This window comes from Streptomyces sp. NPDC048566, from assembly GCF_043199735.1.
GTDB lineage: Bacteria > Actinomycetota > Actinomycetes > Streptomycetales > Streptomycetaceae > Streptomyces.
Genome location: NZ_JBICWL010000018.1, coordinates 1 through 22,029 on the forward strand (window position 1 = coordinate 1; position 22,029 = coordinate 22,029).

17 protein-coding genes and 1 rRNA gene are annotated in these 22,029 nt (G+C 73.6%); 10 read left to right on the top strand and 8 right to left on the bottom strand.

Going from position 1 to position 22,029, the window contains the following annotated elements:
* Positions 1-94 (top strand): 5S ribosomal RNA (gene rrf / locus ACGFS9_RS23965); the annotation flags it as partial.
* A gap of 129 nt (positions 95-223) precedes the next feature.
* Here rrf and ACGFS9_RS23970 read toward each other — a convergent pair.
* Genes ACGFS9_RS23970 through ACGFS9_RS23990 form a run of 5 tightly spaced genes read right to left on the bottom strand, consistent with a single transcriptional unit; the run spans position 224 to position 5,825 of the window.
* Complete coding sequence (locus ACGFS9_RS23970) at positions 224-1,534, bottom strand: DUF58 domain-containing protein (protein ID WP_393256011.1); 1,311 nt, start codon at positions 1,532-1,534, stop codon at positions 224-226.
* Positions 1,534-2,532 (bottom strand): AAA family ATPase, encoded by a 999-nt coding sequence (locus tag ACGFS9_RS23975; RefSeq protein ID WP_393256170.1) that lies wholly within the window; start codon positions 2,530-2,532, stop codon positions 1,534-1,536. Before ACGFS9_RS23975 ends, ACGFS9_RS23970 begins: the two co-directional genes overlap by 1 nt.
* Positions 2,532-3,722 (bottom strand): DUF4350 domain-containing protein, encoded by a 1,191-nt coding sequence (locus ACGFS9_RS23980; protein WP_393256013.1) that lies wholly within the window; start codon positions 3,720-3,722, stop codon positions 2,532-2,534. The genes ACGFS9_RS23975 and ACGFS9_RS23980 overlap by 1 nt, the downstream gene beginning before the upstream one ends.
* On the bottom strand, positions 3,719-4,441 hold the full coding sequence (locus ACGFS9_RS23985; RefSeq protein ID WP_393256015.1) for a DUF4129 domain-containing protein: 723 nt from the start codon (positions 4,439-4,441) through the stop codon (positions 3,719-3,721). The genes ACGFS9_RS23980 and ACGFS9_RS23985 overlap by 4 nt, the downstream gene beginning before the upstream one ends.
* Positions 4,442-4,475: 34 nt before the next feature.
* Positions 4,476-5,825, bottom strand: a complete 1,350-nt coding sequence (locus ACGFS9_RS23990) for a hypothetical protein (RefSeq protein WP_393256017.1) — start codon at positions 5,823-5,825, stop codon at positions 4,476-4,478.
* A gap of 141 nt (positions 5,826-5,966) precedes the next feature.
* On the opposite strand from ACGFS9_RS23990, the gene mtnA reads away from it, so the two are divergent.
* The 7 genes from mtnA to ACGFS9_RS24025 all read left to right on the top strand — a co-directional run bounded on the left by mtnA (position 5,967) and on the right by ACGFS9_RS24025 (position 15,126).
* Positions 5,967-7,112, top strand: a complete 1,146-nt coding sequence (mtnA, locus tag ACGFS9_RS23995; RefSeq protein ID WP_393256018.1) for an S-methyl-5-thioribose-1-phosphate isomerase — start codon at positions 5,967-5,969, stop codon at positions 7,110-7,112.
* A gap of 8 nt (positions 7,113-7,120) precedes the next feature.
* Positions 7,121-7,810, top strand: a complete 690-nt coding sequence (gene mtrA / locus ACGFS9_RS24000) for a two-component system response regulator MtrA (RefSeq protein ID WP_361352053.1) — start codon at positions 7,121-7,123, stop codon at positions 7,808-7,810.
* A 1-nt stretch (position 7,811) separates the two neighbouring features.
* Positions 7,812-9,905, top strand: coding sequence for an MtrAB system histidine kinase MtrB (gene mtrB, locus ACGFS9_RS24005; protein WP_393256020.1), 2,094 nt, complete (start codon positions 7,812-7,814; stop codon positions 9,903-9,905).
* Positions 9,880-11,733 (top strand): LpqB family beta-propeller domain-containing protein, encoded by a 1,854-nt coding sequence (locus tag ACGFS9_RS24010; RefSeq protein WP_393256022.1) that lies wholly within the window; start codon positions 9,880-9,882, stop codon positions 11,731-11,733. The genes mtrB and ACGFS9_RS24010 overlap by 26 nt, the downstream gene beginning before the upstream one ends.
* A gap of 388 nt (positions 11,734-12,121) precedes the next feature.
* Positions 12,122-13,093 carry a ComF family protein gene (locus tag ACGFS9_RS24015; RefSeq protein WP_393256024.1) on the top strand — a complete coding sequence of 324 codons (972 nt, stop codon included), beginning with the start codon at positions 12,122-12,124 and terminating at the stop codon, positions 13,091-13,093.
* Positions 13,094-13,407: 314 nt separating this feature from the next.
* Entirely contained in the window at positions 13,408-14,100 is a 693-nt protein-coding gene (gene hpf / locus ACGFS9_RS24020; RefSeq protein ID WP_393256172.1) for a ribosome hibernation-promoting factor, HPF/YfiA family, read from the top strand.
* 279 nt (positions 14,101-14,379) lie between these two features.
* Complete coding sequence (locus tag ACGFS9_RS24025) at positions 14,380-15,126, top strand: response regulator (RefSeq protein ID WP_393256026.1); 747 nt, start codon at positions 14,380-14,382, stop codon at positions 15,124-15,126.
* 100 nt (positions 15,127-15,226) lie between these two features.
* Here ACGFS9_RS24025 and ACGFS9_RS24030 read toward each other — a convergent pair whose 3' ends face one another.
* Positions 15,227-16,477 (bottom strand): winged helix-turn-helix domain-containing protein, encoded by a 1,251-nt coding sequence (locus tag ACGFS9_RS24030; RefSeq protein ID WP_393256028.1) that lies wholly within the window; start codon positions 16,475-16,477, stop codon positions 15,227-15,229.
* A gap of 99 nt (positions 16,478-16,576) precedes the next feature.
* Positions 16,577-17,143, bottom strand: a complete 567-nt coding sequence (locus ACGFS9_RS24035; protein ID WP_393256030.1) for a GNAT family N-acetyltransferase — start codon at positions 17,141-17,143, stop codon at positions 16,577-16,579.
* 244 nt (positions 17,144-17,387) lie between these two features.
* Between ACGFS9_RS24035 and secA the strand changes: the two genes are divergently transcribed.
* The gene (secA, locus tag ACGFS9_RS24040) at positions 17,388-20,231 is read left to right on the top strand and encodes a preprotein translocase subunit SecA (protein ID WP_393256032.1); all 2,844 of its coding nucleotides are present in this window, start codon (positions 17,388-17,390) and stop codon (positions 20,229-20,231) included.
* A gap of 319 nt (positions 20,232-20,550) precedes the next feature.
* Here the strand turns inward: secA and ACGFS9_RS24045 are convergent, their stop codons facing one another.
* A complete protein-coding gene (locus ACGFS9_RS24045; RefSeq protein WP_393256033.1) occupies positions 20,551-21,147 on the bottom strand; it encodes an Rv3235 family protein in 597 nt (198 codons plus the stop codon).
* A gap of 333 nt (positions 21,148-21,480) precedes the next feature.
* Between ACGFS9_RS24045 and ACGFS9_RS24050 the strand changes: the two genes are divergently transcribed.
* On the top strand, positions 21,481-21,996 hold the full coding sequence (locus tag ACGFS9_RS24050) for a DUF6912 family protein (protein WP_393256034.1): 516 nt from the start codon (positions 21,481-21,483) through the stop codon (positions 21,994-21,996).
* Positions 21,997-22,029 lie beyond the last annotated feature (33 nt).

The window sequence follows — 22,029 nt, forward strand, 5'->3', positions numbered from 1 at the left end:
AACGCCCGGTTACATTCCGAACCCGGAAGCTAAGCCTTACAGCGCCGATGGTACTGCAGGGGGGACCCTGTGGGAGAGTAGGACGCCGCCGAACTATTTGTGAGAGAACCCCCGTACCGGGGATACCGGTACGGGGGTTTTCTGCGTTTCAGGGGCGAAGGGTCGGGGCGGTTTCCGCAAGGAAGACCGCCCCCTTTTTTTATGCGTTCCGAAGCGTCGGGTTCTACAGTCGGCCGGCCGCCTTCAGGCCGAGGTAGGCGTCCGCCAGAGCAGGGGCCAGATCGTCCGGGGTGGCGTCCACGACCGTCACGCCACGGCGCCGCAGCTGCTCGGCGGTGCGTTGGCGCTCCGCCAGGGCCCGTGCCGCTGCCGCCGCCGCGTAGACCGCCTCGGCGCCTCCGCGGCCCTCCGCCATGCCGGCGACGTACGGGTCGGCGACCGAGGCCACCAGGACCGTGTGGCGCTGGGTGAGGCCGGAGAGGACGGGGATGAGGCCCTCCTCCACCGGTGCCGCGTCGAGGCTCGTCAGGAGCACGATCAGCGAACGGCGCGGGGCGGTGCGCAGGACCGTGGCGGTCAGGCCGCGGGCGTCGAGTTCGACGAGGGCGGGTTCCAGGCCGGCCATCGCGTCCACCACGGACGGGAGGACATCGCCGGCGGCGCGGCCCTGTACGAGGGCGCGGACCCGGCGGTCGTAGGCGAGGAGGTCCACCCGGTCGCCGGCCCGGGAGGCCAGGGCGGCGAGGAGGAGCGCGGCGTCCATCGAGGCGTCCAGCCGCGGGGCGTCCCCGACCCGGCCCGCCGAGGTGCGGCCGGTGTCGAGGACCAGGAGGACATGGCGGTCCCGCTCCGGGCGCCAGGTCCGTACCGCAACCGTCGTCCGGCGGGCCGTCGCACGCCAGTCGATGGAACGGGTGTCGTCTCCCGGAACGTACTCGCGCAGGCTGTCGAACTCCGTGCCCTCCCCGCGGGTCAGCACGCTGGTACGGCCGTCCAGTTCGCGGAGCCGGGCCATCTTGGAGGGCAGGTGCTTGCGGCTGGTGAACGGCGGCAGGACCCGCACGGACCAGGGGACCCGGTGGCTGCCCTGGCGGGCGAAGAGACCGAGGGGACCGTACGAGCGGATCGTGACGCGGTCCGCGTGCCGGTCGCCGCGCCGCGTGGGGCGCAGACGGGTCGTCACCCGGCGGAGCTCGCCCGGAGGCACGGTCAGGTGGTGGCGCGAGGCGGCCACCTCGGTGCCCGCCTCCCAGCTGCTCGGCGGCCACGCGTCGCGCAGCCGTGCCCGCAGCGGCCGACCCGAGGGGTTGGTGACGGTGAGGGTGACGTCCGCCGGCTCGCCGAGGCGTACCGAGGAGTCACCGGAGCGGGTCAGGCCGAGGCGTCGCACAGGGGCCGCGAGCGCCGCGTCGCAGGCACAGGCCAGGGCGAGCGGGACGTCCACCGCGAGGATGCCCGCCCAGCTGGGCCCCCAGATGCCGACGGGGACCGCGCCGAGGGCCGCCAGCAGGGCCGCGCGTCCGGTGAAGGCCATCAGCGCGGCACGGGGACGTGGGCGAGGACCGCGGAGATGACGGAGTCGGCCGTCACGCCCTCCATCTCGGCCTCGGGGCGGAGCTGGACGCGGTGACGGAGCGTCGGGAGGGCCAGCGCCTTCACGTCGTCGGGGATGACGTAGTCCCGGCCCGTCAGCCAGGCCCAGGCGCGGGCGGTGGAGAGGAGCGCGGTCGCGCCGCGCGGGGAGACGCCGAGGGAGAGGGAGGGGGACTCGCGGGTGGCGCGGCAGATGTCCACCACGTAGCCGGCGATCTCCGGGGAGACGGCCGTCTTGGCGACCGCGGCGCGGGCCGCTTCGAGGTCGGCCGCGCCGGCGACGGGGCGCAGTCCGGCGGCGCGCAGGTCGCGGGGGCTGAAGCCGTCGGCGTGCCGGGTGAGGACGGCGATCTCGTCCTGACGTGTGGGCAGCGGGATCGTCAGCTTCAGCAGGAACCGGTCCAACTGGGCCTCGGGGAGCGGGTAGGTGCCCTCGTACTCGACGGGGTTCTGCGTCGCGGCGACCAGGAAGGGCTCGGGCAGCGGCCGTGCGGTGCCGTCGACGGTGACCTGACGCTCCTCCATGGCTTCCAGCAGGGATGACTGGGTCTTCGGGGGCGTCCGGTTGATCTCGTCGGCCAGCAGCAGGTTGGTGAACACCGGGCCGGGCTGGAAGGAGAACTCGGCGGTGCGGGCGTCGTAGACGAGGGAGCCGGTGATGTCGCCCGGCATCAGGTCGGGGGTGAACTGCACGCGCTTGGTGTCGAGTTCCAGTGCCGAGGCCAGGGCGCGCACGAGCAGCGTCTTGGCGACGCCGGGGACCCCTTCGAGCAGGACGTGGCCGCGGCACAGCAGCGCCACGACGAGTCCGGTCACGGCGGGGTCCTGGCCGACCACGGCTTTGGCGATCTCGGTGCGCAGGGCCTCCAGGGAGGCGCGGGCACCGCTCGCGGCACCGGAATGTCCGGTGTATCCGGCATTGTCAGTGGTCGGGTCCATCATGAATGGCGTACCTCTCGTGCGAGGGCGTCGAGTTGGTCGGCGAGACGGATGAGGGCCGCGTCGTCGTGGGGCGGTGGCCCGAAGAGGAGGGTGTGCAGGGCCTGGCCGTCACCGTCGAGGTGGGCGGACAGGGCGGGGAGCAGGGCCTCGGGCAGGTGTGCCCGGGCCGGGGGGACGCCGACGAGGGGGGCGAGGCGGGTACGGGTGGCGGAACGCAGGGCGTCGGCCGCGCGGTCGCGGGCGGCGGCCTTGCGGTAGAGGCGGGCGCGGCCTTCGACGGCCTCCGAGGCCCGGATGGCCACCGGGAGCCGTTCTGGCACCAGGGGGCCGAGCCTGCGGGCCCGCCACAGGGCGGCGAGGGCCGCCGCGACGAAGAGTTGCAGCGCGCCCCAGAGCCAGCCGGAGGGGAGCAGGTCGAAGAAGGACCGGTCGCCCGCGTCGGTGGCCGAGTCGTCGGAGAGGGAGGGGAGGTACCAGACCAGGTGGCTGCGGGAGCCGAGGAGTTGGAGGGCGAGCGAGGCGTTGCCCTGCTCGTCGAGACGGTCGTTGTAGAGGATGTCGGGGGCGCCCAGGACGACGGTGTCGCCGCCCGCCGAGGGGGCGGGCAGGCGCAGCAGGGTGGCCCGGCCGTCGCTGGGGTAGCAGGCGTCGGCGTCCGCGGCGGCGGTGGTGTAGCGGACGCCGCCCGTGTCGGCGGCGCCCGCTCGCCGGGCGGCGGGCAGTGCGCAGTGGGGGGAGAGCGTGGAGTCGAAGCTGACCGCCGGATCGGCGGACACGCCGGGCGCGAGGGTGCCCACGGAGGGCCGGCCGGGCGCGATCAGCACGGTGCGGCCCCCGGAGGCGGCCGTCGCCGTGTGCAGGAGGTGCTGCTGACGCCCGGTCAGCAGGTCGGGCACGGCGATCAGCAGCGTGGTGTCCGGGCCGGCGGCGGCGCGGGCCCGGCCGAGCGTGCCGACGACGCGGGTGTCGACGCCCTGGTCGGCGAGGAGTTCGGCGACGGCCCGGCTGCCGAGGGGGTCGGCGGAGCGCGGGTCGAGCCGGCCGTGCCGGGCGTCGGAGCGGACCAGGGCGATCACGACGGCGGCCGCCACCAGGACGACGACGGCGAGGAGGACGCCCCGCCCGCGGGTCCACACCTGGCGGGCGGTGGGCGAGGCCGAGGTGGAGGTGAGGACGGCCTCGGTCATGAGGCGGCTCCGGGGTGGTCGCCGGTGGATGTGCTCGGGGCGCCGTGGGACGCGGTGAGGACCGGCCGGGTGCGTTCCAGGTCCCGGTCGAGGTCGGCGAGGTGGTGGTACGTGGCGCGGTCGCCGGTCCGGCCGCCGTACGTGACGTCGTCGAAGTGCCGGGCCGCGGTCCGCAGCCGGCCGGTGTGGTCCGGCAGGGTGCGGCTCGCCTCGGCCGCCGCCTCGTCGGCGGTGCGTCCGGGGCGCGGGTCGAGCAGGGCGCGCTCCTCCAGGGAGCGGACGATCGCCCGCATCCGTTCCTGCACGGCCCGGCTCCAGTGGCCCTCGGCCGCATGGGCCTCGGCTGCGGCGCGGTGCTCCGCGGCGCTCCTGGGGCGGTCCTGGAACAGCGGCGCCGACGAGGCGGGGGTCCGGCGGGGCGTGCCGAGGCGCCACCACAGGGCGGCGGCCACCGCGACGACGGCGAGAACGATGACGGCGAGGCCGAGCGTCCCGCCGGGTGTGGCGGAGGAGGCGGCGCCGAAGAGTTCGCCGACCCAGTTCCAGAACGCGTTCAGGGCGCGATGGACGAGGCCCGGGTCGTTCTCGTGGTACATCCGGCGGGACAGTTCGCGCCTGGCGGCCTCCCGGGCGGGATCGCGTGGCGTCGTCACCGGTGGCGCGTCGCCGGCGGCCCGCGCGAGCACGGTCGCGGCACGCGTGTGCGGTCCCGCGAGCACGGCTGTGAAGGCTCCCCCCGCCCCGATCACCCCGTCAGCTCCCCGGTGTGGTGCCGGAGGGCTCCGAGCCGTAGCCCCGCACACCGGCGGCGCGGGCCAGGTCGAGGTCGAGGGCCTCGCGGCGGATGCGCTGGTCGATGTACAGCAGGACGGTGACGCCGGCGCTGATCGGCAGGGTGAGCATGGAGCCGATCACCGAGCCGATGCCGCTGATGACGAGGAACGTCCAGCCGATGTGGCCGCCACCGCTGTCGAGGAGGCCGGAGAGGCCGTCGCCGCTCAGGGCCGCGGCGAGGAGGGCGAACGGGATCACCACGATCGACGCCACGATGTTGGCGATGACCGTGGCCAGCAGCTGGATGCCGAACACGCGCCACCAGGAGCCGCCGACGAGCTTCGTCGAGCGCCGCATCGACCGCACGATGCCCTGCTTCTCCAGCATCAGCGCGGGCGAGGCGAGCGAGAGGCGGACCATCAGCCAGACGGCGACCACGGCCCCGGCCAGGCCGCCGAGGGCGGCGAGCGCCGCTCCGGCGTCGGCGGGGCCGGCCACCGCGACGAGGATGCCGGGCAGGGTGCCGGCGCCGACGATCAGGACCGCGATGAGGGGCAGCAGGAGGGTCAGCCCGAACAGCCCCGGGAGCTGGGGGCGGGCGTCGCGCCAGGCCTCGCCGGTGGTGACCGGCTTGCCGAGCACGGCGCGGCTGGTGACCGAGGTGAGCAGTGCCGTCGCGACGATGGTGCCGAGCAGCGTGATGAGCAGGACGACGCCGGAGCTGAGCATGGTCTCGCCCAGGGCCCGGGTGACCTCGCCGACGGTGGCGCTCGGGTCGCCGAAGGTGTCGGAGCTCCGCGTGTCGTCCAGGAGGAAGCCCTGGAGCAGGATGACCGCGATCTGCGTGATCACGGCGACGGTCAGGGAGATGCCGAGGACGGTCCGCCAGTAGGCGCGCATCGTCGAGACGGCGCCGTCGAGGATCTCGCCGACGCCGAGGGGGCGCAGCGGGATCACTCCGGGCTTGGCGGCGGGCGGCGGGCCGCCCCAGTTGCCGCCCCAGCCGGCCGGGCCGCCGGGACCGCCGTATCCCGGCCCCGGGGCTCCCCAGCCGCCGGGAGCGCCGGGACCCTGCCCGCCGGGCGGTGGGCCTCCCCAGCCCGCCCCGGGCGCGCGCGGTGGCGGGGTCCGGCCGGGCGCCTGCCCGCCCGGAGCGGACCAGCTGCCCGGCGGGGGCTGCTCCTTCGACCAGTTCGGAGGCTGGTGCGGCTGGTGCGCCCCTGCCTGGTCCGCGGGCTGCTCCGTGGGGTGGGGGGTTCCGGTCGACTCCGGCTCCCGGGGGTCGGAGGGGGCGGATCCGGGCGACGCCCAGCCCGGAGTGTCGTTCATCGTCGCTCCTTCACGGTGCCCGTTCCGCGGTCGCGGCGGCAGGTTGGCAGCCATCGTGCCACGGCCCGCCCGGCAGGTGACCGGCCCCTGTATGGGCTGGACACCTTCAATTGTCCGCCGGGTACGGGGCAGACTGGGCGGATGGCTGATCAGTACGCGCAATCCCGTGAGGACAGCGGGCCCACGGACATACCCACGATCCGCTGGAACGAGCCGCCCGAGGGGCCGGTCGTGGTCCTGCTCGACCAGACCCGGCTGCCGGCCGAGGAGGTCGAACTGGTCTGCACCGACGCCCCCGCGCTGGTGGAGGCGATCCGGACCCTCGCCGTACGCGGGGCGCCCGTGCTGGGCATCGCCGGCGCCTACGGCGTCGCGCTCGCCGCCGCCCGCGGCTTCGACGTGGAGGACGCCGCGCGGGACCTGGCCGGGGCCCGGCCCACCGCGGTGAACCTGTCCGCCGGTGTCCGCAGGGCGCAGACGGCGTACCAGGCCGCGCTGGCGGCGGGGGGCGACCAGAAGACGGCGGCCGCCGCGGCGCTCACCGCGGCGCGCGCGCTGCACCGGGAGGACGCCGAGGCCAGCGCCCGTATGGCGGCGCACGGCGTGGCGCTGCTCGACGAACTGCTGCCGGGCGGCGGGCACCGGGTGCTCACGCACTGCAACACGGGGGCACTGGTCTCCGGCGGCGAGGGCACCGCCTTCGCGGTGGCCCTCGCGACGCACCGGGCCGGCCGGCTGCGGCGGCTGTGGGTGGACGAGACGCGGCCGCTGCTCCAGGGCGCCCGGCTGACGGCGTACGAGGCGGCGCGCAACGGCATGGCGTACACGCTGCTGACGGACAGCGCGGCCGGTTCGCTGTTCGCGGCCGGGGAGGTGGACGCGGTGCTGGTCGGGGCCGACCGGATCGCGGCCGACGGTTCGGTGGCCAACAAGGTGGGGAGCTATCCGCTCGCGGTGCTGGCCAAATACCACCACGTACCGTTCGTGGTGGTGGCGCCGGTGACCTCGGTCGACCCGGCGACGCCGGACGGGGCGTCGATCGAGGTCGAGCAGCGTCCCGGTCACGAGGTGACGGAGGTCACCGCCCCGCAGGTGCCGGTGGCGGGAGCGGAGTCGGGAGGCGGTATACCTGTGGCACCCCTGGGGACCCAGGCGTACAACCCGGCGTTCGACGTGACGCCGCCGGAGTTGATCACGGCGATCGTCACCGAACAGGGCGTTGTCTCGCCCGTGACGGCTGAGGCGCTCGCCGAGCTGTGTGACTTGTCACGCCAGGTAACGATTTAGTTAATGGGATGATGTCGTTTATGAAGGGACGAGTCCTTGTCGTCGATGACGACACCGCACTGGCCGAGATGCTCGGCATCGTGTTGCGTGGCGAAGGTTTTGAGCCGTCTTTCGTAGCCGACGGCGACAAGGCGCTGGCCGCTTTCCGCGAGACCAAACCCGACCTGGTGCTCCTGGACCTGATGCTGCCCGGACGGGACGGCATCGAGGTGTGCCGCCTGATCAGGGCGGAGTCCGGGGTGCCGATCGTGATGCTCACGGCCAAGAGCGACACCGTCGACGTCGTGGTCGGCCTCGAATCGGGCGCCGACGACTACATCGTGAAGCCGTTCAAGCCGAAGGAGCTGGTCGCGCGGATCAGGGCGCGGCTGCGCCGTTCGGAGGAGCCGGCGCCCGAGCAGCTCTCCATCGGCGACCTCGTCATCGACGTGGCCGGTCACTCCGTGAAGCGGGAGGGCCAGTCGATCGCGCTGACGCCGCTGGAGTTCGACCTGCTGGTCGCGCTGGCCCGCAAGCCGTGGCAGGTGTTCACCCGCGAGGTGCTGCTGGAGCAGGTGTGGGGGTACCGGCACGCGGCGGACACCCGGCTGGTCAACGTGCACGTCCAGCGCCTGCGCTCGAAGGTCGAGAAGGACCCGGAGCGGCCCGAGATCGTGGTGACCGTCCGCGGCGTCGGCTACAAGGCGGGACCGAGCTGACATGACCCGTGACAGTGCCGCTTCGGCGCCCGCTGAGCAGGGGGAACGTACGGGGCGGCCTGTCGGCCGGACGATGACGGGCTCCCGCTGGGCCCGCTTCTGGGAGGGCGGGCTGCTCCAGGGCGGAGTCCAGGGCAGCCCGGTGCTGCGGCTGCTCGTGCGCTGGGTGCGCCGTCCGCTGCTGCCCGTGATGCGGCTGTGGCGGCGCAACATCCAGCTCAAGATCGTCGTGACGACGCTGCTGATGTCGCTCGGCGTCGTGCTGCTGCTCGGCTTCGTGGTGATCGGGCAGGTCCGCAACGGCCTGCTCGACGCCAAGGTCAAGGCGTCACAGAGCCAGGCGACCGGCGGGTTCGCGGTGGCCAAGCAGAAGGCCGACGGGGCGGTGACGGCCACCTCGAACGGCGACGACGCCACCGGCACGGACCGCCAGTCGAGGAACGTCAGCGGCTGGATGACCGAGGTCGTGGTGTCCCTGTCCAGCGGCGGTCAGGGCGCCTTCGACATCGTCACCCGCAACTCCACCGCCTCGGGCGGCAGCAGCGCGGGCCGGGCGCCGCGCGGCTCGGGACGGGTCGACCCCAGCGCGAGCGTGCCCGAGAACCTGCGCGCCCGGGTCGACGGCAGCACCGCCGCCCAGCAGAGCTACACGCGGGTCGTCTACGAGGACGGCCGGGAGTCGCAGCCCGCGCTGGTGATCGGCAAGCAGCTCAACGACCCCAACGGCGACGCCTACCAGCTGTACTACCTCTTCCCGCTGACGCAGGAGGAGAAGTCGCTGAGCCTGGTCAAGGGGACCCTCGCGACGGCCGGACTCTTCGTCGTCGTCCTTCTCGGGGCCATCGCCTGGCTCGTCGTGCGCCAGGTCGTCACCCCGGTGCGGATGGCGGCCGGGATCGCCGAGCGGCTGTCCGCCGGACGCCTCCAGGAACGGATGAAGGTCACCGGCGAGGACGACATCGCCCGGCTCGGCGAGGCCTTCAACAAGATGGCGCAGAACCTCCAGCTGAAGATCCAGCAGCTGGAGGACCTCTCGCGGATGCAGCGGCGGTTCGTCTCGGACGTCTCGCACGAGCTGCGGACACCGCTGACCACCGTCCGGATGGCGGCCGACGTCATCCACGACGCGCGCGCCGACTTCGACCCGATGACCGCCCGGTCGGCCGAACTCCTCGCCGACCAGCTGGACCGGTTCGAGACGCTCCTCGCCGACCTGCTGGAGATCAGCCGGTTCGACGCGGGCGCGGCGGCGCTGGAGGCCGACGCGATCGACCTCCGGGACGTCGTGCGGCGGGTGGTCGGCGGAGCCGAGCCGCTCGCCGAGCGCAAGGGCACCCGCATACGGGTCGTCGGCGACCAGCAGCCGCTGGTCGCCGAGGCGGACGCACGGCGGGTCGAGCGGGTGCTGCGCAACCTCGTCGTCAACGCCGTGGAGCACGGCGACGGCAAGGACGTCGTGGTCAAGCTCGCCGCGGCGGGCGGGGCGGTCGCCATCGCCGTCCGCGACTACGGCGTCGGACTCAAGCCCGGCGAGGCGACCCGGGTGTTCAGCCGCTTCTGGCGGGCCGACCCGGCCCGCGCGCGGACCACGGGCGGCACCGGCCTCGGGCTGTCGATCGCCCTGGAGGACGCCCGGCTGCACGGCGGCTGGCTCCAGGCGTGGGGCGAGCCGGGCGGCGGTTCCCAGTTCCGGCTGACCCTGCCGCGGACCGCCGACGAGCCGCTGCGCGGCTCCCCCATACCGCTGGAGCCCAAGGACTCGCGGCGCAACCGCGGGCTCGACGACGCCGGTCTGCCGCACGGCGGCGGAGCCAAGCTCGCCACGGTGCCCGTGCAGCAGCCGGCCGCCGGGGACGCGCCGCGGCGGGGGTCCATAACGCCCCGCCCGTCCGAAGCGCCCGCGGCCGACCCGACGGCGCTGCCCGGCAACGGCGCGCGGGTGGTGCCCCGGCCCACCGGGCCGGTGCGCCGTCCCGAGGAGGCGTCCGCCGAAGGACGCCTCCGGGACGACGGGGACGAGGGCGCACGGCGGGGCGGACAGCACGGCGAGAGGGCGGAGGAGCTCGGGCATGGGGAGGTACACCGTGGGCGCTGAGCGCACGGGGAGCGGCGTGCGCGGGCGTGCGGTGCGCGTCCTGGCGTACGCGGGCTGCGGGGCGCTGCTGCTCGCGGGGTGCGCCTCGATGCCGGACAGCGGCGACCTGCGGCAGGTGGAGTCCACGCCGCGGCAGGACTCGCAGGTCCGGGTCTACGCCATCCCGCCGCGCCCCGGCGCCTCGGCGACGGAGATCGTGCAGGGCTTCCTGGAAGCGCTGACGAGCGACGACGCGAACTACGAGACCGCCGCCAAGTACCTCACGGACGGCGCCCGCAAGGCGTGGCAGCCGCTGAGTTCCACGACCGTCCTCGACGGTGCGCCCGACCCGGTCGGGCTGCCCACGGACCCCAAGGACGGCACGCGGGACATGCAGTTCCGGCTCACCGGCAGCAAGGTGGCCCGGGTGGACGAGCGGCACGCCTACGAGCCGCAGTCCGGCGCCTACGACGGATCGGTGCACCTGACCCGGCTGAAGAACAAGCAGTGGCGCATCGACGGACTGCCGCAGGGCGTGGTGATGGGCGCCTCCGACTTCCAGCGCAACTTCGTCTCGGTCAACAAGTACTACTACGCGTCCAACAGCGCCTCCGGGACCGGCCGTCCGGTGGCGACCGTCGCCGACCCCGTCTACGTGCGCGCGCAGGTGGACCCGATGACCCAGATCGTGCGGGCGCTGCTGCACGGGCCGACGAAGTGGCTGGACCCCGAGGTCACGTCGAGCTTCCCCACCGGCACGGACCTGAAGAACGCCGACGTCTCGCTGTCCCCCGACGACCGCAACAGGGTGACGGTGCCGCTGAACACCAAGGCCGACCGGGTCGGGTCCGCGCAGTGCGAACGCATGGCCGCCCAGCTCCTGCTCACCCTGCAGAACTTCACGCCGACCGGCGTGGGCGAGGTGGCGCTGCAGCGGGCGGACGGGGCGCAGCTGTGCGTGCAGACCACCGACCAGGTCCAGGGAGTCGCCTCGCACGGAACCGGCCGGCAGCAGGAGGACCAGTACTTCATCGACCACGACCAGCGGCTCGTGCGGTTGTCCGGCGGCGACCGGGACAAGAAGCCCGAGCCGGTGCCGGGGGCGCTGGGCGCGGGCGAGCGCAAACTGCGGGCCGCCGCGGTGTCCCGGGACGAGACCAGCGCCGCCGGTGTGTCGGCCGACGGCCGGAACCTCTACGTCGGTGCGCTGGCCTCGGGCGCCTCGCTCGGCGAGCCGGTGCTGAGCAGCCGGGGTGCCACCCCCGAGGACCGGCTGACGGCGCCCAGCTGGGACGCGCGGGGCGATCTGTGGGTGGCCGACCGTGATCCGCGCAAGCCTCGCCTGCTGGTGCTGCGCAAGGGCGCGGGCGAGCCCCTGGTCGTCGACGCGCCGTCGGTCGAGGGGCGCATCGAGGCGGTGCGGGTCGCCGCCGACGGGGTGCGGATCGCACTGATCGTCGAGAAGGACGGCAGGAGCTCGTTGCAGATCGGGCGGATCGACCGGTCCACGGGGGACGAGCCGGCCGGTGCCGACGTCGTCCTGACGCGTTCCGTGGCGCCTCAGCTGGAGGAGGTCACGGCCATGTCCTGGGCCGGGGACAGCCGTCTCGTGGTCGTCGGCAGCGAGAAGGGCGGCGTGCAGCAGATGCGCTACGTCCAGGTCGACGGCTCCACCCCGCCGGCCACCACGCCGTCCGCGCTCGCCAACGTCAAGGAGATCGCGGCGTCCGAGGACGAGCAGATGCCGCTGCTGGCGCATTCGGAGACGGACGGGATCGTGCGGCTCTCGGCGGGCGATCAGTGGCAGAAGATCGTGCAGGACGGCACCGCGCCGGTCTATCCCGGCTGAGACGCCGCCGGGAGGTCCGCGCGCCGCGCGGGGACGGCAGCGGTCGTGCCGCCGGGCCCGCGGGGGAGCGGCGTCGGCTCAGGCGGGTCTGCGGGGAACGGCGCCCGCCCGGGCGGGCCCGCGGTGCGGGGGCCGACGCGGGCCCGCCCGGCACGGCGGCGGGTCGCCATCCGTCCGGGGGGCGTCCTCGCCGGGGCCGTCCGCGACCGGGCCCGACCATTGCGTGCCGATCCCGTCCACCATGTCGCCCGCACGCACGGTGTGCGGGCGACATGGCGCAGTCGTCCGCGGGCCGGTGTCCACAGGCCGGTATCGGACGGGCCGGTGTCGTACGGGACGTTGTCCACAGGGGTGGCCGACCGGTCGGGGCCTTGGCACAGTGGTCGCCATGCGGGGGTGGTGGCGGGACCTCACGGATCTGGTGATGCCGGCCGAGTGCGGAGGCTGCGGGCGGCCTCGCGCGGTGCTCTGCGACGGGTGCCGTGCCGCCTTGGTCGGGGCCGCGCCGTGCCGGGTGCGGCCGGAGCCGGAGCCGGCGGGGCTCCCGGCCGTGCACGCCGCCGCTCCCTACACGGACGAGGTGCGGGCCGTGCTGCTCGCCCACAAGGAGCGCGGCGCCCTGCCCTTGGCGGCTCCGCTGGGCGAGGCGCTGGCCGGGGCCGTGCGGGCCGCTCTGGAGGCGGCCTTGCCGCCCTGCCCGGCCGAGCGGTACGCGGCGCCGCAGGGGCGGTCAGGGCGCGGGAGGGGGGTGGGGGCGGGGGAGCGGGAGGGGTGGAAAGCCGGTGGCCCGTCCGGCCGCCGTGCGGGGCCGGCGGACGGGCCCGTCCTGCTGGTGCCGGTGCCGTCCGCGCGGCGGGTGGTGCGGGCGCGCGGCCACGATCCCGCGCGCCGGATCGCCCTGGCGGCCGCCGGTGAGCTGCGGCGGTCCGGGACGCCGGCGCGGGTGCTCGGGGTGCTGCGCCAGCGGCGTGCGGTCGCCGACCAGGCGGGGCTGAACTCCCGGCAGCGGCTGGCGAATCTGTCGGGTGCCTTGGAGGTCTCCGCGGGCGGCGCGCGCCTGCTGGCGCGCGGCGGCCCGGTGGTGCTGGTCGACGACCTGATGACGACCGGCGCTTCGCTGACGGAGGCGGCGCGTGCGGTGCGCGTCGGGAGGGCAGCGGCTCAGCGGGCGGGGGTCGCCCGCGCCGGGAGTGAGGGGCGCGGCCCGAGGGGACGGCGAGGGCGGTGGCACGGGCCGGAAGTGCCGGAGGTGGACCGGCGAATCGCGGGTAGAGGGCAGGCCAGAGGGACGGAGGGGGACGTGGTCGGCTCGGCCGTCGTCGCCGCACCGTCCGATGCTTTCGAAATAAACCGGAACTGACTGAGAACTTGCATCGTTGCAGGTAATAACCAGGTCAATTCACCTGAACGGAGGTACGCGTCAGTAGAGGGTGACGTCATCCGTCCGGGCGAGATATGTTCGGTTGTGAGGCAATGGCGCAGGCCGGGTCTCGCGTATCCGAAGGCCGTGCAGCGGTTTTCCGCAATCACCCGTATCGGTGGGGTGGAGATCTTGTCCTCGGGGGAGGAGGAGGTGAACGTCACCGAGTCCGAGGTTCCGGTGCTCGCCGGAGCCTGGTGCAAAAGGGAGACGCTCCACCAGTGGAGTGGAGCTATCCGGGAACGGAGTTCTGCGTGGACATCGTCGTCAAGGGCCGCAAGACCGAGGTGCCCGAGCGGTTCCGCAAGCACGTGGCCGAGAAGCTGAAGCTGGAGAAGATCCAGAAGCTCGATGGCAAGGTGATCAGCCTCGACGTCGAGGTGTCCAAGGAGCCCAACCCCCGGCAGGCCGACCGCTGTGACCGGGTGGAGATCACGCTCCACTCCCGCGGACCGGTGATCCGGGCGGAGGCGGCGGCGAGCGACGCGTATGCAGCACTCGACCTGGCCGCGGACAAGCTGGAGGCCCGGCTGCGCAAGCAGCACGACAAGCGCTACACCCGACGTGGCAGCGGCAGGATCCCGGCGGCCGAGGTCGCCGACCACGTCCCGGGTGCCGCGACCCTGAACGGCAACGGCAGCGTCGTCCACGAGGGGGACCAGGACGCCGTGCCGACCAAGAAGATCGGGTCCCTGGAGATCATGGGCGAGGGCCCCTGCGTCGTCCGCGAGAAGACCCATGTGGCCGCCCCGATGTCCCTCGACCAGGCGCTCTACGAGATGGAGCTGGTCGGGCACGACTTCTACCTCTTCGTCGACTCCGAGACGAAGGAGCCCAGCGTCGTCTACCGGCGGCACGCCTACGACTACGGCGTCATCCACCTCAGCACGGACCCGATGGTCACCGGAGGCGGAGCGGACGCGCCGAGCGCCGCGCTCGGCGGCTGACCCTCCCGACGACGGCACGACGGCACGACGGCACGACGGCACGACGGCACGACGGCACGACGGCACGACGGCACGACGGCCGATCGGCCGGCCCGGTGCCCCCGGAAGCGCGTGTGCGCCCCCGGGGGCACCGGTGTGCGACCCCCTGGACGCCCCGCTCTGACACCGCGCTGCCGTCCCGGCATGGAATCATGGCCGACACCGGCCCAACCGGTGGGCTGTTGCCGTGGGTTGGCGACGGCACGGAAACACAGGCCACGGCCTTCAGGGGGAGGAACGATGGCGGACAGCTTCGGACCGATGCGTGACCGGGACGCCGACCACGGCGTGGCCGCGCCGGCCCCGGACGGGGGTTCTCCACGCAAGGAGCCCATCCGGGTCCTCGTCGTGGACGACCACGCCCTGTTCCGCCGGGGCCTGGAGATCGTGCTCGCGGCCGAGGAGGACATCCAGGTCGTCGGCGAGGCCGGCGACGGGGCGGAGGCGGTCGACAAGGCCGCCGACCTGCTGCCGGACATCGTGCTGATGGACGTGCGGATGCCCAGGCGCGGCGGGATCGAGGCGTGCACCTCCATCAAGGAGGTGGCCCCCAGCGCGAAGATCATCATGCTGACGATCAGCGACGAGGAGGCCGACCTCTACGACGCGATCAAGGCGGGCGCGACCGGATACCTCCTCAAGGAGATCTCCACGGACGAGGTGGCCACGGCCATTCGCGCCGTGGCCGACGGCCAGTCGCAGATCAGCCCCTCGATGGCGTCGAAGCTGCTCACCGAGTTCAAGTCGATGATCCAGCGCACCGACGAGCGCCGGCTGGTGCCCGCGCCCCGGCTCACCGACCGGGAACTGGAAGTCCTCAAGCTCGTGGCCACCGGGATGAACAACCGGGACATCGCCAAGCAGTTGTTCATCTCCGAGAACACCGTGAAGAACCACGTCCGCAACATCCTGGAGAAGCTCCAACTCCACTCCAGGATGGAGGCCGTGGTCTACGCGATGCGCGAGAAGATCCTCGAGATCCGCTGAGGGCGGCCCCGCCCCCGGCGGCGGACCGGCCCCGGGCGGCGGACCGGCCCCGGGCGGCTGCCGGGACCGCCCGCCGTACACCGGGCCCCGCGCGCCCGGGTCAGCCCAGGACGCGGGAGACCTCCGAGACGAGCGCGTCCCGCAGCGCCGGGGCGTCGACCCGCTCCACCCGTACGTCCTCGCAGCCCACCCAGCTCGCCGCCTCGGCCAGCGCCCGGGCCACCGCGGGCACCTCCCGGACCCCGTCGACCGTGACCTGCCGGGCGACCAGGGTGCCGCCCTCGCGCGCCGGGTCCACCCGCCCGACCAGCCGGCCGCCGGCGAGGACGGGCATCGCGAAGTAGCCGTGGACCCGCTTCGGTTTGGGCGTGTACGCCTCCAGCCGGTGCGTGAAGCCGAAGATCCGCTCGGTGCGCGCCCGCTCCCAGATCAGGGAGTCGAAGGGCGACAGCAGCGTCGTGCGGTGCCGGCCGCGCGGCACCGTCGCCAGCGCCGCCGGGTCCGCCCAGGCGTCCGCCGCGGGACGCGGCCCGGCCCCCCTGCCGCCGCGACCCGCCGCGGGCCGGCCCCAGCCCTGCACCGTCACCGGGACGAGCCCCGAGTCCGCGATCACCGCGTCCACCTGATCGCCGCGGAGCCGGTGGTAGTCGGCGATGTCCGCGCGCGTGCCGACACCGAGGGCCTGGCCCGCCAGCCGGACCAGCCGCCGCAGGCACTCCGTGTCGTCCAGTTCGTCGTGCAGCAGGGACGCCGGGACGGCGCGCTCGGCGAGGTCGTACACCCGCTTCCAGCCGCGCCGCTCCACGCACACCACCTCGCCGTACATCAGCGCCCGCTCCACGGCGACCTTCGTGCCCGACCAGTCCCACCACTCGCTGGTGCGCTTCGCACCCCCCAAGTCCGTGGCCGTGAGGGGGCCTTCGGCGCGCAGCTGCTTGACCACCTGGTCGTAGGTGCCGTCCGGCAGGTCGTGGTTCCAGTGCGGGCGGGCGCGGTAGGCGCGGCGCCGGAAGGCGAAGTGCGGCCATTCCTCGACCGGGAGGATGCAGGCCGCGTGCGACCAGTACTCGAAGGCGTGCGGCGCGGGGGCCGCGTCGGCGGTGGGCGAGGACGACCAGTACGCCTGCTCGACCGTCCGGCGGCCGACGGCGCCGAGCCGGGCGTAGGGCACGAGTTCGTGCGAGCGGGCGAGGACGGAGATGGTGTCGAGCTGCACCGCGCCGAGGTGCCGCAGGACGCCGCGGACGCCCGCCCGGCGGTCCGGGGCGCCCAGGAAGCCCTGGGCCCGCAGCACGATGCGGCGGGCTTCGTCCGCGGACAGTTCGGTGAGGGGACGCGGGAGACTCGTCATGACCACACGGTAGGCCGTGCCACCGACAATCGGCCGCCGCCGGCGGTCGGTCCACCGCGGTCCGGGGCCGTGTGCGGGGAGGGGGCGGCCCTGAGCGGGTCAGCGGGCCGGCAGGTACGGGGCCGTCGACGGCAGGCCGAGGTCGGAGGGCAGCAGCGAGCCCACCCAGCAGTCCCTGCGGACCCCCTTGTTGTTGATCCCGGACCGCAGGGTGCCCTCGATGGTGAAGCCGGACTTCTCCGCCACCGCGCGGGAGCCGGTGTTGCCGACCTCGGCGCGCCACTCGACGCGGTCCACGGACAGGTCGGTGAAGGCCCAGCGGGACACCGCGACGGCGGCCTCGGCGACGTAGCCGTTGCCCCGGTGCGGCCTGGCCGACCAGAAGCCGATCTCGCCGACGCCGAGGGACCGCATGGTGACGGCGACCATGGCCGCCAGCCGGCCGTCGGGCAGGAAGACCCCGAAGGTGAAGGCGGAGCCGTCGGCCCAGCCGTCGGGCACCATCTGGCCGGTGAATCCCGTCGCGTGCTCCCGCAGGTAGGGGGAGGGGATGGTGGTCCACCGCTGGATGTCGGGGTCCTGGACGGCGTCGAAGACGGCGTCGGTGTCCTGCGGTCCCACGGCGCGCAGGACGAGACGGTCGGTGGTCAGGGTGACGGGGTCCATCGGCCGATTCTGCTCGGGGAGCCGTGGGGGCGCCATTCCTTTGCGGTGGGTGACCGGTTCGCTACTTTTCGCTGCGTGGATGCGGCACCTTACCGATCGCCCGTCCGTTGTCCTGGTGGCTGTCGCAGGCAGACCTCCCGACGCGGTGCGGTCCTCGCTTACGATGGCCGTTGCTCAAGCTGTGATTCGAATCCGTCATTGAAACCGACCGTCCCAGGCCCGACCGGCAAGGAGACAAACCCCCGTGTCCGTCCTCTCGAAGATCATGCGTGCAGGCGAAGGCAAGATCCTGCGCAAGCTGCACCGCATCGCGGACCAGGTCAACTCCATCGAAGAGGACTTCGTCGCCCTCTCCGACGCCGAGCTGAGGGCCCTCACCGATGAGTACAAGCAGCGGTACGCCGACGGCGAGAGCCTCGACGACCTGCTGCCCGAGGCGTTCGCCACCGTCCGCGAGGCGGCCAAGCGCGTGCTGGGCCAGCGCCACTACGACGTGCAGATGATGGGCGGCGCCGCGCTGCACCTCGGCTACGTCGCGGAGATGAAGACCGGCGAGGGCAAGACGCTCGTCGGCACCCTGCCCGCGTACCTGAACGCGCTGTCCGGCAAGGGCGTCCACCTCATCACGGTCAACGACTACCTGGCCGAGCGCGACTCCGAGATGATGGGCCGCGTCCACAAGTTCCTCGGGCTGGAGGTCGGCTGCATCCTCGCCAACATGACCCCGGCCCAGCGCCGTGAGCAGTACGCGTGCGACATCACCTACGGCACGAACAACGAGTTCGGCTTCGACTACCTGCGCGACAACATGGCGTGGGCGCAGGACGAACTGGTCCAGCGCGGCCACAACTTCGCGATCGTCGACGAGGTCGACTCCATCCTCGTCGACGAGGCCCGTACGCCGCTGATCATCTCCGGCCCGGCCGACCAGGCGACCAAGTGGTACGGCGACTTCGCCAAGCTGGTCACCCGTCTGAAGAAGGGCGAGCCCGGCAACCCCCTCAAGGGCATCGAGGAGACCGGCGACTACGAGGTCGACGAGAAGAAGCGCACCGTCGCCATCCACGAGCCCGGCGTCTCCAAGGTCGAGGACTGGCTGGGCATCGACAACCTGTACGAGTCGGTGAACACCCCCCTCGTCGGTTACCTGAACAACGCCATCAAGGCCAAGGAACTGTTCAAGAAGGACAAGGACTACGTCGTCATGGACGGCGAAGTCATGATCGTCGACGAGCACACCGGCCGTATCCTCGCCGGCCGCCGCTACAACGAGGGCATGCACCAGGCGATCGAGGCGAAGGAAGGGGTGGACATCAAGGACGAGAACCAGACGCTCGCCACGATCACCCTGCAGAACTTCTTCCGCCTCTACAAGCGCCACGACCACCAGGGCAAGGAGATGCCGGGCCTGTCCGGCATGACCGGTACGGCGATGACCGAGGCCGCCGAGTTCCACCAGATCTACAAGCTCGGCGTCGTCCCGATCCCGACCAACCGCCCGATGGTCCGCATGGACCAGTCCGACCTGATCTACCGCACCGAGATCGCGAAGTTCGAGGCGGTCGTCGACGACATCGTCGAGAAGCACGAGAAGGGCCAGCCGATCCTCGTCGGCACGACGTCGGTCGAGAAGTCCGAGTACCTCTCGCAGCAGCTCTCCAAGCGCGGTGTCCAGCACGAGGTGCTGAACGCCAAGCAGCACGACCGGGAGGCGACGATCGTCGCCCAGGCCGGCCGCAAGGGCGCCGTCACCGTCGCCACCAACATGGCCGGCCGCGGTACGGACATCAAGCTCGGCGGCAACCCGGACGACCTCGCCGAGGCCGAGCTGCGGCAGCGCGGCCTCGACCCCGAGGAGCACCTCGACGAGTGGACCGCGGCGCTGCCCGCCGCTCTGGAGAAGGCCGAGCGGGCGGTCAAGGCCGAGTTCGAAGAGGTCAAGGACCTCGGCGGCCTCTACGTGCTCGGCACCGAGCGCCACGAGTCGCGCCGCATCGACAACCAGCTGCGCGGTCGTTCCGGCCGTCAGGGCGACCCGGGCGAGTCCCGGTTCTACCTCTCCCTGGGCGACGACCTGATGCGTCTGTTCAAGGCGCAGATGGTCGAGCGCGTCATGTCGATGGCGAACGTCCCCGACGACGTGCCGATCGAGAACAAGATGGTCACGCGTGCCATCGCGTCGGCCCAGTCGCAGGTCGAGCAGCAGAACTTCGAGACGCGCAAGAACGTCCTGAAGTACGACGAGGTGCTCAACCGGCAGCGCGAGGTCATCTACGGCGAGCGCCGCCGCGTCCTGGAGGGCGAGGACCTCCAGGAGCAGATCCAGCACTTCATGGACGACACCATCGACGCCTACATCGCGGCCGAGACGGCCGAGGGCTTCTCCGAGGAGTGGGACCTGGACCGGCTGTGGGGCGCCTTCCGGCAGCTCTACCCGGTCAAGGTCACCGTCGAGGAGCTGGAGGACACCGCCGGTGACCGCTCGGGCCTGACCGCCGAGTTCATCTCGGAGTCCATCAAGGACGACATCCACGACCAGTACGCGGCCCGTGAGGAGCAGCTCGGCTCCGAGATCATGCGGGAGCTGGAGCGCCGGGTCGTGCTGTCGGTCCTGGACCGCAAGTGGCGCGAGCACCTCTACGAGATGGACTACCTCCAGGAGGGCATCGGCCTGCGCGCGATGGCGCAGAAGGACCCGCTGGTCGAGTACCAGCGCGAGGGCTTCGACATGTTCAGCGCCATGATGGACGGCATCAAGGAGGAGTCCGTCGGCTACCTGTTCAACCTGGAGGTCCAGGTCGAGCAGCAGGTCGAGGAGGTCGAGGTCGCGGACTCCGCGCCGTCGCCGGCCAAGCAGGACGCCGTTCCCGCGGGTGCCGCGCGGCCGGAGATCCGCGCCAAGGGGCTGGACGCCCCGCAGCGGCCGGACCGCCTGCACTTCTCGGCGCCGACCGTCGACGGCGAGGGCGGTGTCATCGAGGGCGACTTCGCCCACGACGACGAGCCGGTGCGGTCCGCTGCGGACGGTCTGACCCGCGCGGAGCGCCGCAAGCAGCAGAAGAGCGGGGCGCGTCGCCGCAAGAAGTGACCTCCCGCCCGCGCGTCCGGTGACCGTCGGAGCGCGCGGCCGCCGGGCCCGTCGTCGCGACGGGAGCCACCCGGCCCACCGGAAGGGCCGGGCATCCCAGCAGGGTGCCCGGCCCTTCCGGCGTCCCCGGGTGCGTCAGCCGCCGTCGGCGCGGGGCTGGTGCGGTGACCGGAAGGGTGCGCCGGACGGCTCGTGGTGTCCGCTGCGGTGCGGCGCAGGGCGGGGCGTCGCCCGCGTACGGGGACGTACTCGGGTGAGGGCAACGAGGCGAGGTGCCGTGCCGGGCGTCGCGAGCCGGTGAACCTGTCCGGTCAGGGCGCTAGCGGGGACCGCCCATCTCGACGGCCGTGCAGCGCCAGCGCAGGTCGGGGCCCTGCTCCAGCCGGAAGGCGAGGGCGCGGAGCTGGTCGCCGGCGCCGATGCGGGCGAACGCCTCGACGGCACCGGGCCGGGCGACGTAGTAGCCGATGTCCCGGACGACGGGCCGGGTGCCGCGAGCCCGCAGCGGGCCTCGCTCGGCGAGCCGCACGAGGTCGTCGTAGGCGCGGCCCGCGGTGTGCCGCAGCATGCAGTGGACGGGGCGCGCGCCGCTCAGTACGGCCAGCAGCCGCTCGGCGAACACGTCGGTCGGCCGGGGCCGCGCCGCGGGCCGCTCGCCGCTGCGCGCCGCCTCCTCGGTCGCCGGGCCGGGACCGGCGGCCGGGGCGCCGCGCCCGGCCCGCACCGCCGCGAGGTCCCGCGCGGGCGGCGCCGCCACCGGGCCGGCCGGGCGGGTCGGCGGGCTGCCGGCCGGCGGCCTCGCGGGTGTTCCCGCGCCCGGCGTGCGGGGCGGGGCGCCGCCGGGGCGACGCGAGTCCTGCCGGCCCGGCGGGCGTCCGCCCGGACGCCTCGTCGACCTGGTCATCACCTTGTTCATGTGCCGTCCCCGTTCGTCCGGACCGGTACATACCGGTCGGTAACCTGCTGTTGGGGATCTTGTACGAGGCGGGGGAGGGCCGTCGCAAGGACTCCGGCCGCGCGCCGCGGGGTCCGGGGAGTTCACCTATCAGAGTGGCCGGACGGCCGGGGCCCGGGCGGGCCACGGGGCGCACCGGGTGAATCGCGGGACCGGGGTGGACGTCCCGGCCCCGGTGGCCGGGGACTCGAAAGGGGACGCCCGCACGTATCCTGAAGCCCCTCCCCGGGAGGCGCGGGACGGCCTTCGCGGCGCTCGCGGACCCCGGTGCCCCCGATCACGAAAGCGGCCACCATGCGCGTCTACGTCCCCCTGACCCTTCCCGGTCTCGCCGAGGCGTACACGACGGGAGAGCTGGCGGCGGGACCGTTCGTCGCGTACGCCGTCACCCCCGCGCTGCGCGAGTGGTGCCGCTCCGACGACACGGAGGAGCTGGAGTACGCGGCGCTGAACCGGGCCGCGGTCGCCTCCCTGCGCCTGCTCGCGGCGGACCCCGGGGCGTCGCGCCGCCGGGTCGTCGTCGCCGTGGACGTTCCCGACCGGGCCGTCGGCGCCGACCCGGACCCCGGCGCCGGCCCGGGGGCGCTCGGTGAGGTGCGGGTCGCGCAGGGCGTGCCGCTGGCGAAGGCCGCCGCCGTCCACGTCGACGCCCCGGAGGCGGAGAAGGACGTCACCCGGGCCGCGCAGGCGCTGGAGGCCGCGGACGGCGGTGACGACGACGCGGCGTCCGTCGTCGACGGGGCCGAGGACCACGATCTGCTGTGGTTCGCCACCCAGGAGATCCCCGGCCTGGTGGGCCGGGGGGAGTAGCCCGCGCGGGGGACCCGGCGGGCGCCGTCGCGC